Source organism: Shinella sp., assembly GCF_035998705.1.
Lineage (GTDB): Bacteria > Pseudomonadota > Alphaproteobacteria > Rhizobiales > Rhizobiaceae > Shinella.
In genome coordinates, this window is the sequence record NZ_DASYHH010000019.1 from 66,885 (window position 1) to 79,617 (window position 12,733).

Sequence of the window (12,733 nt, forward strand, 5' to 3'; positions counted from 1 at the left end):
AGTCTTCTCCTCAGCCCTGGTTGCCGGTGGTCGCGCCGTTCATGGCGCCGGAAACGACGGCGCCGATCAGGCCTTCGACGGCCACACGCTGGTCGAGCGTGCGCTTGTAGTCTGCTGCCGCGGTCTGGCCCACCTCCGGCAGGGTCTGCCATTCGATCTGCGCGCCCTTGAAGTCGCCGTTCTGCAGCTTGGTTTCGATGCGCGCGACGATCGCTTCGGGTGAATCCCCCTCGACGGTGCCGACCGGGCGCACGCGGATCGCCGAGGCTGCGCTCGACATCAGGCGGTTGAAGACGCCCTGGTCGCCGTCCGGCTGGTGCACGGCATCGAGAATGGCATCGGCCGTCTTCTGGAAGTCCCGCACGAGATCCGAGCGCGACGGCACGCCGATGGCCGCCTGTTCGCGCAGGCCCGCAACGGACGGGTCGTCCGGCGAGATGCTGGCGAAGGCTTCCAGTTCGGCGAGATAGGGGCCGCCGCGGTCGATCGCGGTCTTAAGGGCGCTTGCGGCGACGGCGCGGGCCATCGCGATGTCGCTGCGCGGCTCGTCGAGTTTCTGTTCGGCGGCGGCGATGCGCTCGGTCAACTGGCTTTCGGTCGAACTCACGGCCGCAATGGCTTCGCGCAAGGCCGCAAGTTCCGTCGTCAGCCGCGTCACGTCGCCTTCGAGCTTGGTGACGGCTTCGGGGGCGGCGCCGGTCGCACCCGTGCTTTCACCGGCCGTTTTTTCGAGCGCGACGATGCGTGTTTCGATCGGCTGGAGATCGACCGGGCTTGCGGTGCCGGCCTCGGAAAGGCTGGTCTTCAGCGCCTCGACCTCGTTGGAAAGGGCGGAAACGGCGCTGGTGTCGTCGGCCCGGTCGGGACCGATTGCGGGCAGGTAGCCGCCATATTGCAGGCTGCCGGCGCCCAGAAGTGCGATCAGGCCGCCGAGAATGCTGGCGGCAAGCGCGCCGGCATTGCTTTTCTGCGGGGGCGGCGGCGTTTGCGCGCGCACCGGCTCCTCATAGGTCGCGCGGGCCGGCTCCACCGGCTCCTGCTTTTCCTCGATGACGGTTTCGGGCTCGGCTGCTACGGCCTCTTCGGTCACGGTTTCCGCGGTTTCCGTTTCGGTCGTCGTCGTTTCCGTGGGCTCGGCGTCGGTTTCCGTCTTATCCTCGGCGGCCAGCGTCTCGTTGCTGACGGAGGCCGGGACCGCTTCGAGGTCGATCGTCACGGGTTCGTCGCCGGCTTTCTTGCGACGGGACGGGGTTTCCGGTTCCATGGCGACCTCCTGCTATTCATGTGCACTGCACTAAACCTAGACAGGGAAGGCGGCGAGGGAAAGACCCCGGTGGCAGATTCATCCGCCGGCACTTGCGGCTATAGCAGGTCGAGCAGGCTTTCCTCGTTGGGCGAGGAGGCGACGACCGTCAGCGCCGCGAAGCGCTGCGGCACGGCCTTTGCGACATTTGCGCTCATGCAGAGCATCAGCGTCGAGAGGAAACGTTCCGGGATTTCGGCGAGCGGCGACAATTCGAAGAAGGCGCGGGCACTCTCCCGCGAATAGAACAGCACGGCATCCGGCACCGGGCGCAGCAGGGCTGTCTCCGTCGCCGTGCGCCTGGGGATGATCGGCACCATGCGGTAGGCTTCCACGGTGCGGAACGGGATGCCCGCTTCCGTCAGCCGGCTTTCGAAGCTGCGGGCGCGGGGGATGCCGGCGAGATAGAGGATCGGCTCGGCGGGCATGCCGAAATCGCGGCAATGCGTGACGATCATATCCGCGAGGTCTTTGCCGTCGCCGCCGGGGGTGAGCACGGTGCGGAAGCCCGCCTCTTGCGCGGCCTGGGCCGAGGCCTGGCCGACGGAAAAGATGGTCGTCAGCAGGTGGCGGTCGAGGTCTTCGCCGATTGTGCCGAACAGGCGCGCCACTTCCGCGCTGGTGATGGCGATGGCCGAATGGCGCTCGGCAAGTGCTGCCTTCACCGCGTCGATGTCATGTTCAGGCTTGGACAGCGGCAACAGGGCCGTCTCGTGCCCCAGGGCCACGAGTTTGCGCGCCGTGCGGGTGGCCGCGGGCTCCGGGCGAAGAACGAGAACGCGCACGGATCAGCCCCAGCTTTCGAAGAAATCCGCTCCCGCCTTGTCGCGGATAGCCTGCCCCGCCGCTGCGCCGAGCCGCTCGGCATCACCCACCGGGCCGCTCGTTTCGGTTTCATGGAACTGGCTGCCGTCGGGCGTGAGAATCATGCCGCGGAACTGGAGATGCTCGCCCTCGACGGTCGCGTAACCGGCGATCGGCGTGCGACAGGAGCCGTCGAGCGTGCCGAGGAAGCCGCGCTCGCAGGAGACGGCGGCGCGGGTCGGCCGGTCGTCGATGGCCGACAGCAGCGCATCGATGCGCGCATCGCCGATACGGCTTTCGATGCCGATCGCGCCCTGGGCCGGGGCGGGCGGGAAGGACACGGGGTCGAGAATTTCCGTCGGTACGTCGAGCCTGCCGAGCCGCTTCAGGCCGGCATAGGCGAGCAGCGTCGCATCCGCCTGGCCTTCGGCGAGCTTGGCCAGACGGGTCTCGACCTGGCCGCGGAAGACGATGACATTGAGGTCCGGCCGCAGACGCTTGATGAGCGCCTGGCGCCGCAGCGACGCCGAGCCCACGGTAGCGCCCAGCGGTAAATCGAGAAGGCGGGCGGCGGAACGGCCGATGAAGGCGTCGCGCATGTCCTCGCGGGGCAGGAAGGCGGAGAGGTAGAGGCCGTCCGGCAGCTTCGTCGGCATGTCCTTGGAGGAGTGCACGGCGAAATCCAGCTCGCCGGAGGACAGCTGCGCCTCGATCTCTTCCGTGAACAGGCCCTTGCCGCCGATCAGCGCCAGCGAGCGGTCGGTGATGCGGTCGCCCTTCGTCGAGAGCACGACGATCTCGAACATCTCTTCCGGCAGGCCGTGGGCGGCCATCAGGCGTGCGCGGGTCTCGTGGGCCTGGGCGAGCGCCAGCGGGCTGCCGCGCGTGCCGATCCTGAAAGGTTTTGTTTGCATCCGCCTTGATCCGTTGTTACCGGGATGTCTCGTAACCGGCTTTAAAGCCGCCCGCAATCAATCCTAGTGCTTCATGTCGTCCCAATTGACCATTCTCGGCATCGAAACGAGCTGCGACGAGACCGCCGCGGCCGTCGTGCTGCGCGATGCGGATGGCAGGGGCGAAATCCTCGGCGAGGTGGTGCTGAGCCAATTGGAAGAGCACAGCGCCTATGGCGGCGTGGTGCCGGAAATCGCGGCGCGTGCCCATGTGGAAGCGCTCGACAGCCTGATTTCCGAGGCGCTCCTGCGCTCCGGCCGGTCGCTGAAGGATGTCGATGCGATTGCCGCGACGAGCGGGCCGGGGCTGATCGGCGGGCTCATCGTCGGGCTGATGACGGGCAAGGCGATCGCGCGGGCGACGGGCAAGCCGCTCTATGCGGTCAACCATCTGGAAGGCCATGCGCTGACGGCGCGGCTGACGGACGGGCTCGCCTTTCCCTATCTCATGCTGCTCGTCTCCGGCGGCCATACCCAGCTCGTGCTGGTGCGCGGCGTCGATGATTACGAGCGCTGGGGCACGACGATCGACGACGCGCTGGGCGAGGCCTTCGACAAGACGGCCAAGCTGCTCGGCCTGCCCTATCCCGGCGGGCCGGCGGTAGAGCGCATGGCGAAGACCGGCAATCCGGAACGTTTCACCTTCCCGCGGCCGCTCGTCGGCGAGGCGCGGCTCGATTTCTCGTTTTCCGGGCTGAAGACCGCGGTGCGCCAGGCGGCGCAGTCGATCGAGCCCGTCACCGAGCAGGATATCGCGGATATCTGCGCCTCCTTCCAGCGCGCCGTGTCGCGCACGCTGAAGGATCGCATCGGTCGCGGGCTGGAACGGTTCCGCACGCTCCATCCGACTGTCGAGACGCCGGCGCTGGTCGTGGCCGGCGGTGTGGCGGCGAATGCCGAGCTGCGCGCGACCTTGCAGGCGCTCTGCGACAAAAACAAATTCCGTTTCATCGCGCCGCCCTTAGCGCTCTGCACCGACAATGCCGCGATGATCGCCTGGGCGGGGCTGGAGCGCATGGCGGCCGGTTTCGCGCCGGATGACCTTGCCGTCGCGCCGCGCTCGCGCTGGCCGCTCGACCGCGAGGCGGCGACGATGCTCGGTTCCGGCAAGCGGGGAGCCAAGGCATGAGTTCGAGCCCGAAGATCGCCGTCATCGGCGCCGGCGCCTTCGGCACGGCGCTGGCGAGCGTCGCTGCGGCGAGCGGCGGCGATGTCACGCTGATCGGCCGCAATTTAGAGGCCGTCGAGGCCATCCGCGCCTCGCGGCGCAACGAAAAGGTTCTGCCGGGCATCGACCTGCCGCCCGCACTCGCCTTCAGTGCGGATGTCGAGGCGGTTCGCGGCGCCGGCATCGTGCTCTTCGCCATGCCGTCGCAGGCACAGCGCGAGGCGGCGCGGGCCTTTGCCCATCTGCTGGCAGCCGGCACGGCGGTCGTCATCTGCGCCAAGGGCATGGAGAAGGGCACCGGCCGCCTCCTGACCGAGGTGCTGGAAGAGGAACTGCCCGGCCGCGAGATCGCGGTGCTCTCCGGTCCCGGTTTTGCCGCAGATATCGCCAGGGGCCTGCCGACGGCGATGGTCGTTGCCGCGCGCATCGCGGAGATCGGCGCGACGCTGGCGCATGCGCTGTCCGGGCCGACCTTCCGGCTCTATCCCTCGACCGACCGGATCGGCGTGCAGCTCGGCGGCGCGTTGAAGAACGTGCTGGCGATCGCCTGCGGCATCGTCGAAGGCGCGGGGCTCGGCGATTCGGCGCGCGCGGCGTTGATTTCGCGCGGACTTGCGGAACTGTCGCGTTTCGTCGCGGCGCATGGCGGGGAGGGTGGCACGGTGACCGGGCTTTCCGGCCTTGGCGACCTCGTGCTCACCGGCACCAGCCACCAGTCGCGCAACCTGCGCTTCGGCATCGCGCTCGGCCGTCATGGCACAGCCGCCGGCTGGTCGGGCGATCTCGTCGAAGGCGCCTTCGCCGCCTCCGTCGCTTCCGGCGTTGCCGCGGACAAGGGCATCGACATGCCGATCACCGACGCGGTCGCCCGCATCATCGACGGCACGCTCGACGTGAAGACCGCCATCGGGCAGCTGATGACGCGCCCGATCACCCAGGAATAGAAGGAAGGATCGTTTCATGCTTTTCGCATTCATCTGCGCAGACAAGCCCGGCGCGCTCCAGGTGCGCCTCGATACGCGCCCGGAACACGTCGCCTACCTGAACGAGCTCAATGCGAGCGGCAAGCTCGCCTTTGCCGGCCCGTTCCTGGGCGAGGACGGCAAGCCGACCGGCAGCCTCGTCGTGGTCAAGGCCGAGACCATCGAGGATGCGCGGCAGATCGCCGACAACGACCCCTATGCCAAGGCGGGCCTCTTCGCCTCCGTCGAGGTGAAGGCCTGGAACTGGGTCTTCAACAATCCGGAGGCCTGAGACGCATGGCATACTGGCTCTACAAGTCCGAACCCTTCAAATGGTCGTGGCAGATGCAGAAGGACGCGGGCGCCGCGGGCACCGAATGGACCGGCGTGCGGAACTATCTGGCGCGCAACCACATGCGGGCGATGAAGATCGGCGACAAGGGCTTTTTCTACCACTCCAACGAGGGGCTGGAGATCGTCGGCTTCACCGAGGTCTGCGCCCTGTCGCACCCCGATTCGACGGCCGGCGAGGATCCGCGCTGGGACTGCGTCGATATCCGCGCGGTGCAGGACATGCCGAAGCCGGTGACGCTCAAGGCCATCAAGGCCAATCCGAAACTCTCCAACATGGCGCTCGTCACCTCCATGCGCCTTTCGGTGCAGCCGGTGACCGAGGAGGAGTGGATCGAGGTCTGCCGCATGGGCGGCCTTTCCAAGCCGCCGCGCTGATTTCGTGAAGACGGACCCCGAAGTCTTCATCCGCGACAATACCGGCGTGCTGTCGCCGCCGCATGTGCCGGAGGTGACGCTGAGGCTCGCCACCGAGGCGCATGACCTGTGGTTGAAGACGGAGGAGGAGCTGGAGGCGATCGGCCTGCCGCCGCCGTTCTGGGCCTTCGCCTGGGCCGGCGGGCAGGGTCTGGCGCGCCATGTGCTCGATCATTCCGCATTGGTCGCCGGCAAGTCGGTGCTCGATTTTGCCAGCGGCTCCGGCCTCGTCGGCATCGCCGCGCGTCTTTCCGGCGCGTCGAGCGTGCTGGCGGCGGATATCGATCCCTGGAGCGAGACCGCGATCCGGCTGAATGCCGCGCTCAACGGCGTCGCGCTGGGCTATACCGTCGAAAACATGATCGGCCGGGACGAGGGCTGGGACGTCGTGCTCGCCGGCGATGTCTTCTACGACCGCGGCTTTGCCGATGTGCTGATCCCGTGGTTTTCAGCGCTTGCCGCCCGCGGCGCTACCGTGCTCGTCGGCGATCCCGGCCGCGCCTATTGCCCGCGTGAACGCATGGAAGCGCTCGCCACCTATACGGTGCCGGTGACGCGGGCGCTGGAGGACAGCGAAGTCAAGAAAACCACGGTCTGGCGTTTCCTCGCCTAGGGCCGGACGACGCAGACGCCGGATTCCCAGGAACAGGCGCTCAGGCCCGGAATGACGTCGATGACCTTCGGACCGCGGCGTTCGGCGAAGGGTCGCTCGATGACGCGCGGATAGGAATCGCCGTCGAAGTAGAAATAGATGCCGTTGCCGGGATCGTTGTAGGCCGCGACGCTACCGCCGTAGAAATTCCGGTCCTTGTTGCGCCAATGGCGGTCACGGTGCCGCTCGGTGCGGCGATCGTCGAATGACCGGCGATCACGCTGGCGGAAGCCGTCGCGGCCATGCCGGTCGCGGCGCGTCACCATGTAGCCGTTGACGTTGCCGTTCGACCAGCCCGAGTTGAAATTGCCGTCGCCGGCCTTTGCGGTCGTCATGCCGCCTGCCACGAGCGCGACCGCAAGCACGAGCACTTTGGTCGCATGGGGCGCTGAAAACAGAGTCATTCTGTCCTGCCTTCCGGATTACGCTTAACAGATCCTTAACGGCAAGATGGCGCAGGCAGGGGCAAAAGTCACGGATTTGGTTATGAATTTCGTCGATATCGTTAACGCTGGAAATGCGTCCCAAAATGGCGCAATTTCAGACGCGCCGTCTAATCGATTAAATTCATTTTGCACTGCAATGAGGCTTGTGGTTCCGCACGCTGGTGATTAAACGTCGCAATCACTACATTGTGCACAACATACTGCAATTCCGGAGAAAATTTGTCCAGTTTTTGGCTCTCCGGGGTTCCGTGAGGTTCAGATGGCGAATGTCACTCGAAGCCGGCCACTCTCGCCGCATCTCCAAGTCTACAAGCCTATTCCGACGATGGTCATGTCCATCGTGCATCGCATAACCGGTGCCGCACTTTACTTCGGGACCGTGCTCGTCGCCTTCTGGCTGATCGCGGCCGCCTCCGGCGAAGCTTATTTCGACTGGGCCAACTGGCTCTTCGGCTCGCTGATCGGCCGCCTCGTGCTGTTCGGCTATACCTGGGCGCTGATGCAGCACATGCTGGGAGGCCTGCGCCACTTCATGTGGGACATGGGCCATGGTTACGAGAAGAACTTTTCCACCAAACTCGCCATCGCAACCCCGATCGTCGCCGTCGCCCTGACGGTGCTGATCTGGGTCGTCGGCTATCTGGTCCGCTGAGGAGAGCCCCATGGACATGCGCACGCCCCTCGGCAAGGTTCGCGGCCTCGGCTCGGCAAAGGACGGCACGGAGCATTTCTGGCGCCAGCGCCTGACGGCGGTCGCCAACGTTCCGCTCATCCTCTTCTTCATCGGTTTCCTCATCTGCTACAACGGCGCCTCCTACGGCGAAGTGACGGCGGCGCTTTCGAACCCGATCGTCGCCGTCCTCATGGGCCTTGTCGTCGTCTCCGGCCTCATCCACATGAAGCTCGGCATGCAGGTCATCATCGAGGACTACGTGCATGCGGAAGGCATCAAGATCGGCCTTCTCATGCTCAACACCTTCTTCGCGATCCTGGTCGGCGGGCTCTGTCTTTTCGCCGTCCTCAAAATCGCCTTTGCAGGATAATCCATCATGGCAGCGAACTCCTCCCCGGCGGCCAACGGCAAGGCCTATACCTATGTGGACCATTCCTTCGACGTGATCGTCGTCGGCGCCGGCGGCGCGGGTCTGCGCGCCACGCTCGGCATGGCCGAACAGGGCCTCAAGACGGCCTGCATCACCAAGGTTTTCCCGACGCGCTCGCACACCGTCGCCGCCCAGGGCGGCATCGCGGCCTCGCTGCAGAACATGACGCCGGATAGTTGGCAGTGGCACCTCTACGACACCGTCAAGGGTTCGGACTGGCTCGGCGACGTCGATGCCATGCAGTATCTCGCCATGGAAGCGCCGAAGGCGGTCTATGAGCTTGAGCATTATGGCGTGCCCTTCTCGCGCAACGAAGAGGGCAAGATCTACCAGCGGCCGTTCGGCGGCCACATGCAGAATTACGGCGAAGGCCCGCCGGTGCAGCGCACCTGTGCCGCCGCCGACCGCACCGGCCACGCCATCCTGCACACGCTCTACGGCCAGTCGCTCAAGCACAATGCGGAATTCTTCATCGAATATTTCGCGCTCGACCTGATCATGGCGCCCGATGGCCGCTGCACCGGCGTCGTCGCCTGGAACCTCGACGACGGCACGATCCATCGCTTTGCCGCCAAGATGGTGGTTCTGGCGACCGGTGGCTACGGTCGCGCCTATTTCTCCGCCACTTCGGCACATACCTGCACGGGCGACGGCGGCGGCATGATCGCGCGTGCCGGCCTGCCGTTGCAGGACATGGAATTCGTCCAGTTCCACCCGACCGGCATCTATGGTGCGGGCTGCCTCATCACCGAGGGCGCGCGTGGCGAAGGCGGTTATCTCGTCAATTCCGAGGGCGAGCGCTTCATGGAGCGTTATGCGCCGTCGGCGAAGGATCTGGCGTCCCGCGACGTCGTCTCGCGCTGCATGACGATGGAAATCCGCGAAGGCCGCGGCGTCGGCAAGAACAAGGACCATATCTTCCTGCATCTCGACCATCTCGATCCGGCCGTGCTGCACGAGCGCCTGCCCGGCATTTCCGAGAGCGCGAAGATCTTTGCCGGCGTCGACGTGACGCGCGAGCCGATCCCGGTTTTGCCGACCGTGCATTACAATATGGGCGGCGTGCCGACGAACTATTGGGGCGAGGTGCTGAACGCCAACAGCGAGAACCCGGAGCGCATCGCCCCCGGCCTGATGGCTGTCGGCGAGGCCGGCTGTGCCTCGGTGCACGGCGCCAACCGTCTCGGCTCCAACTCGCTGATCGACCTCGTGGTGTTCGGCAGGGCCGCGGCCATCCGCGCCGGCCAGGTGATCGACCGTGCCGGCGCCATTCCGCCGCTGGACATCGCCGCCTGTGACAAGATCATGGACCGCTTCGATCGCCTCAGGAACGCCAATGGCGGCACGCCGACGGCGATCCTGCGCGACAAGATGCAGCGCACCATGCAGGACGACGCCGCCGTGTTCCGCACCCAGGAATCGCTGGAAAGCGGCTGCAAGCGCATGACGGCGATCTGGAAGGAAATGCCGGACATCAAGGTCACCGACCGCTCGATGATCTGGAATTCCGACCTCGTCGAGACGCTGGAGCTGGAAAACCTGATGGCGAACGCCATCACGACCGTCTACGGTGCCGAGGCCCGCAAGGAAAGCCGCGGCTCGCATGCCCGCGAGGACTATGTCGACGGCCCCTTCGGCGGCCGCGACGACGTCAACTGGCGCAAGCACACGCTGTCCTGGGTGAACGAGGCGGGCGACGTGACGCTCGACTATCGCCCGGTGCACACCGACCTCATCGCGGACGGGATCGATCCCAAGAAGATCGAGCCCAAGGCCCGCGTCTACTGATCCCGAGGAGAACAGGACATGGTTGAACTCGCTCTCCCGAAAAACTCGCAGATGACCGAAGGCAAGGTCTGGCCGAAGCCGGACGGTGCCACGAACACCCGCGAGTTCCGCATCTACCGCTGGAACCCGGACGACGGGAAGAACCCGTCGATCGACACGTTCTACATCGACGTCGACGATTGCGGCCCGATGGTGCTGGACGCGCTGCTCTACATCAAGAACAAGATCGACCCGACGCTGACGCTGCGCCGCTCCTGCCGCGAAGGCATCTGCGGCTCCTGCGCCATGAACATCGACGGCACCAACACGCTCGCCTGCACCAAGGGCATGGACGAGGTGAAGGGCACGGTGAAGGTCTATCCGCTGCCGCATATGCCTGTGGTCAAGGATCTCATTCCGGACCTCACCAACTTCTACGCCCAGCACCGCTCGATCGAGCCCTGGCTGAAGACCGTGTCGCCGGCGCCCGCCAAGGAATGGAAGCAGAGCCATGAGGACCGTCTCAAGCTCGACGGCCTCTACGAGTGCATCCTGTGCGCCTGCTGCTCGACCTCCTGTCCGAGCTACTGGTGGAACGGCGACCGCTATCTCGGCCCCGCCGTGCTCCTCCAGGCCTATCGCTGGCTGATCGACAGCCGCGACGAAGCCACCGGCGAGCGCCTCGACAATCTGGAAGATCCCTTCCGCCTTTATCGCTGCCATACGATCATGAATTGCGCCCAGGCCTGCCCGAAAGGCCTTAATCCGGCCAAGGCAATCGGCGAGATCAAGAAGATGATGGTCGAGCGTCGGCTCTGATATATGACCGACCGTTCACGAAACGTGAAAGACGGCCCGATCAATCGGGCCGTTTCATCTTGATTCGTACGGGCGATTCACGTTAATTCGGCGGAAATTGCTGCATGGCAGCAGTATCGGGCAGATATCGGGAGTATCGACATGCGGATTGTACATGTGGCAGGCGGGCTGATGATGGCGCTTGCTCTGGCCGGGTGCCAGCGGACCTCCTCGTCGATGGACAGCGTGAACACGCAGCGGAACATCACGCCGCTGGAAGCGGCACCCGTCGGCACCGTTTCCTCAAGCCAGCTTCCCGATCCGACGACCGACACCTCGCAGTTCCCGGAAAAGCCGACGACCGATACGGCGATGGCGACCGGCACCGGCACGGGCGATGCGGCAGCGGCGACGGCGCTCGACGTCACCAAGGAATCCATGGTCGGCAACTGGCGCGTGGCAAGCGGCCCGTCCTCCTGCGACATGTTCCTGACACTCACCAATCTCGGCAGCGGTTCGCGCGGCGGCACGCGCGGTTGCGCCGGTGAACTGACGGCAATGGGTTCCTGGGAAGTGGCCGGCAAGCAGGTCGTGCTGAAGGACCGCGCCGGCAATGCGATTGCCCGCCTCTACAAGTCGGCGGATGCGCGCTTCGACGGTTCGACCAATTCGGGCCAGCCCGTCAGCCTCTCGCGCTGATCCTTGTCCTCCGACACGAAACGGTAGCCTCCGCCCATGGGCAAGGACTGGGACAGCGGGTCGACACATCCGAACCACGGCGTCTCGGATCGGTTGCAGGCCCTTGTCACGAGCGGTGAATTGAAGGCCGATCCGGCGCAGAAGGCGATGGCGGCGCGGTTCGACCGGCTGCTGCGCGACCTGCATGCCCAGCGCCCGGCGCGCAAGTCCAGCGCGCTCGGCTGGCTCTTCGCCTCCCGCAAGCCCGAAACCGTCAGCGCCCCCAAGGGCCTCTACCTCTACGGCGGGGTCGGGCGCGGCAAGACCATGCTGATGGACATGTTCTTCGAGCAGGCGCGGATCAAGCGCAAGCGCCGGGCGCATTTCCATGAATTCATGGCCGATGTGCACGACCGCATCCACAAGCACCGCCAGAAGCTGAAGGCCGGCGAGACGAAGCAGGCCGATCCCGTGCCGCCGGTGGCCGAAAGCCTGATCGAGGAGGCGCGGCTTCTCTGCTTCGACGAGTTCTCGGTGACGGACATCGCCGATGCGATGATCCTGTCGCGGCTTTTTAGCGAGCTGTTCCAGCGCGGCTGCATCCTGGTGGCGACGTCCAATGTCGAGCCGGACAATCTCTACAAGGACGGCCTCAATCGCGGCCTCTTCCTGCCCTTCGTCGATCTCCTGAAACAGTATGTCGAGATCGTGCCGCTGGATTCGCTGACCGATTACCGGCTGGAGAAGGACAGCGGCCTGCCGGTCTTCCGCTATCCGCTCGGCCCCGAAGCCGACATGGCGATGGAAGCGGCCTGGCGGCGCGAGGTGGCGGGCAAGACGGTCAGTAACGAGACGATCGCCTTCCGCGGCCGCAGCATAACGGTGCCGCAGGCGGCGGGCCGGGCGGCGCGCTTCTCCTTTGCCGATCTTTGCGAGCGGCCGCTGGCGGCGGCCGATTATCTCGAAATCCTGTCGCACTACGACACGCTTTTCGTCGATCACATTCCCTTTCTCGGTGCCGACAAGCGCAATGAGACGAAGCGCTTCATCAATCTCGTGGATACGGTCTACGACCATCGCGTCCGGCTGTTCGCCTCCGCGGCCGCGGCCCCGGAAGCGCTGCTGGTCACCCGCAAGGGCACCGAAGGCTTCGAGTTCGACCGCACGGTCTCGCGCCTCATCGAGATCCGCAGCACGGAATATCTCGCAGATCATACTGCCCGATATGGCGACGACGTGACGAAAGCGTGACGGAATTTCTTACGTTTACGTAAGATAATTTGCATCTAACCGATTGAAAAACTTCATCTCAAAAGTATTGGTTGAATTTT

Annotated in this window: 15 protein-coding genes; 11 read left to right on the forward strand and 4 right to left on the reverse strand. The window is 65.4% G+C overall.

The genetic code is table 11. The annotated features are described in order from the left end of the window. Window positions 1-10 precede the first annotated feature (10 nt). The 3 genes from VGN93_RS14730 to hemC form a co-directional block, all read right to left on the reverse strand. Window positions 11-1,264: a hypothetical protein gene (locus tag VGN93_RS14730; protein WP_327508039.1), complete on the reverse strand. Its 1,254-nt coding sequence runs from the start codon at window positions 1,262-1,264 to the stop codon at window positions 11-13. Between the two features lie 98 nt (window positions 1,265-1,362). Next, complete coding sequence (locus VGN93_RS14735; RefSeq protein WP_327508040.1) at window positions 1,363-2,088, reverse strand: uroporphyrinogen-III synthase; 726 nt, start codon at window positions 2,086-2,088, stop codon at window positions 1,363-1,365. Between the two features lie 3 nt (window positions 2,089-2,091). Further along, the gene (gene hemC / locus VGN93_RS14740) at window positions 2,092-3,021 is read right to left on the reverse strand and encodes a hydroxymethylbilane synthase (protein ID WP_327508041.1); all 930 of its coding nucleotides are present in this window, start codon (window positions 3,019-3,021) and stop codon (window positions 2,092-2,094) included. Between the two features lie 73 nt (window positions 3,022-3,094). On the opposite strand from hemC, the gene tsaD reads away from it, so the two are divergent. From tsaD to VGN93_RS14765, 5 genes are read left to right on the forward strand one after another with little or no spacing between them, the layout of a single operon-like run. Continuing rightward, the gene (tsaD, locus tag VGN93_RS14745) at window positions 3,095-4,189 is read left to right on the forward strand and encodes a tRNA (adenosine(37)-N6)-threonylcarbamoyltransferase complex transferase subunit TsaD (RefSeq protein WP_327508042.1); all 1,095 of its coding nucleotides are present in this window, start codon (window positions 3,095-3,097) and stop codon (window positions 4,187-4,189) included. Continuing rightward, window positions 4,186-5,172, forward strand: coding sequence for an NAD(P)H-dependent glycerol-3-phosphate dehydrogenase (locus VGN93_RS14750; RefSeq protein ID WP_327508043.1), 987 nt, complete (start codon window positions 4,186-4,188; stop codon window positions 5,170-5,172). The genes tsaD and VGN93_RS14750 overlap by 4 nt, the downstream gene beginning before the upstream one ends. Window positions 5,173-5,188: 16 nt before the next feature. Further along, on the forward strand, window positions 5,189-5,482 hold the full coding sequence (locus tag VGN93_RS14755) for a YciI-like protein (protein ID WP_327508044.1): 294 nt from the start codon (window positions 5,189-5,191) through the stop codon (window positions 5,480-5,482). Window positions 5,483-5,487: 5 nt separating this feature from the next. Continuing rightward, entirely contained in the window at window positions 5,488-5,919 is a 432-nt protein-coding gene (locus tag VGN93_RS14760) for an EVE domain-containing protein (RefSeq protein WP_327508045.1), read from the forward strand. A 4-nt stretch (window positions 5,920-5,923) separates the two neighbouring features. Continuing rightward, window positions 5,924-6,571, forward strand: coding sequence for a methyltransferase (locus VGN93_RS14765; protein WP_327508046.1), 648 nt, complete (start codon window positions 5,924-5,926; stop codon window positions 6,569-6,571). On the opposite strand, the gene VGN93_RS14770 is transcribed toward VGN93_RS14765, so the two are convergent. After that, complete coding sequence (locus VGN93_RS14770) at window positions 6,568-7,014, reverse strand: hypothetical protein (RefSeq protein ID WP_319315742.1); 447 nt, start codon at window positions 7,012-7,014, stop codon at window positions 6,568-6,570. The two genes, VGN93_RS14765 and VGN93_RS14770, sit on opposite strands and share 4 nt — an antisense overlap. 301 nt (window positions 7,015-7,315) lie before the next feature. Between VGN93_RS14770 and sdhC the strand changes: the two genes are divergently transcribed. The 6 genes from sdhC (at window position 7,316) to zapE (ending at window position 12,653) form a co-directional block, all read left to right on the forward strand. Then, window positions 7,316-7,708, forward strand: coding sequence for a succinate dehydrogenase, cytochrome b556 subunit (gene sdhC / locus VGN93_RS14775; protein WP_327508047.1), 393 nt, complete (start codon window positions 7,316-7,318; stop codon window positions 7,706-7,708). Between the two features lie 10 nt (window positions 7,709-7,718). Next, window positions 7,719-8,099 carry a succinate dehydrogenase, hydrophobic membrane anchor protein gene (gene sdhD, locus VGN93_RS14780; RefSeq protein WP_327508048.1) on the forward strand — a complete coding sequence of 127 codons (381 nt, stop codon included), beginning with the start codon at window positions 7,719-7,721 and terminating at the stop codon, window positions 8,097-8,099. Window positions 8,100-8,105: 6 nt separating this feature from the next. Next, a complete protein-coding gene (gene sdhA / locus VGN93_RS14785; protein WP_319315749.1) occupies window positions 8,106-9,947 on the forward strand; it encodes a succinate dehydrogenase flavoprotein subunit in 1,842 nt (613 codons plus the stop codon). Between the two features lie 18 nt (window positions 9,948-9,965). Beyond that, window positions 9,966-10,745 (forward strand): succinate dehydrogenase iron-sulfur subunit, encoded by a 780-nt coding sequence (locus VGN93_RS14790; RefSeq protein ID WP_256119430.1) that lies wholly within the window; start codon window positions 9,966-9,968, stop codon window positions 10,743-10,745. Window positions 10,746-10,886: 141 nt separating this feature from the next. Then, window positions 10,887-11,423, forward strand: a complete 537-nt coding sequence (locus VGN93_RS14795; RefSeq protein ID WP_319315754.1) for a protease inhibitor Inh/omp19 family protein — start codon at window positions 10,887-10,889, stop codon at window positions 11,421-11,423. Window positions 11,424-11,459: 36 nt separating this feature from the next. Beyond that, the gene (zapE, locus tag VGN93_RS14800) at window positions 11,460-12,653 is read left to right on the forward strand and encodes a cell division protein ZapE (RefSeq protein ID WP_327508049.1); all 1,194 of its coding nucleotides are present in this window, start codon (window positions 11,460-11,462) and stop codon (window positions 12,651-12,653) included. Window positions 12,654-12,733 lie beyond the last annotated feature (80 nt).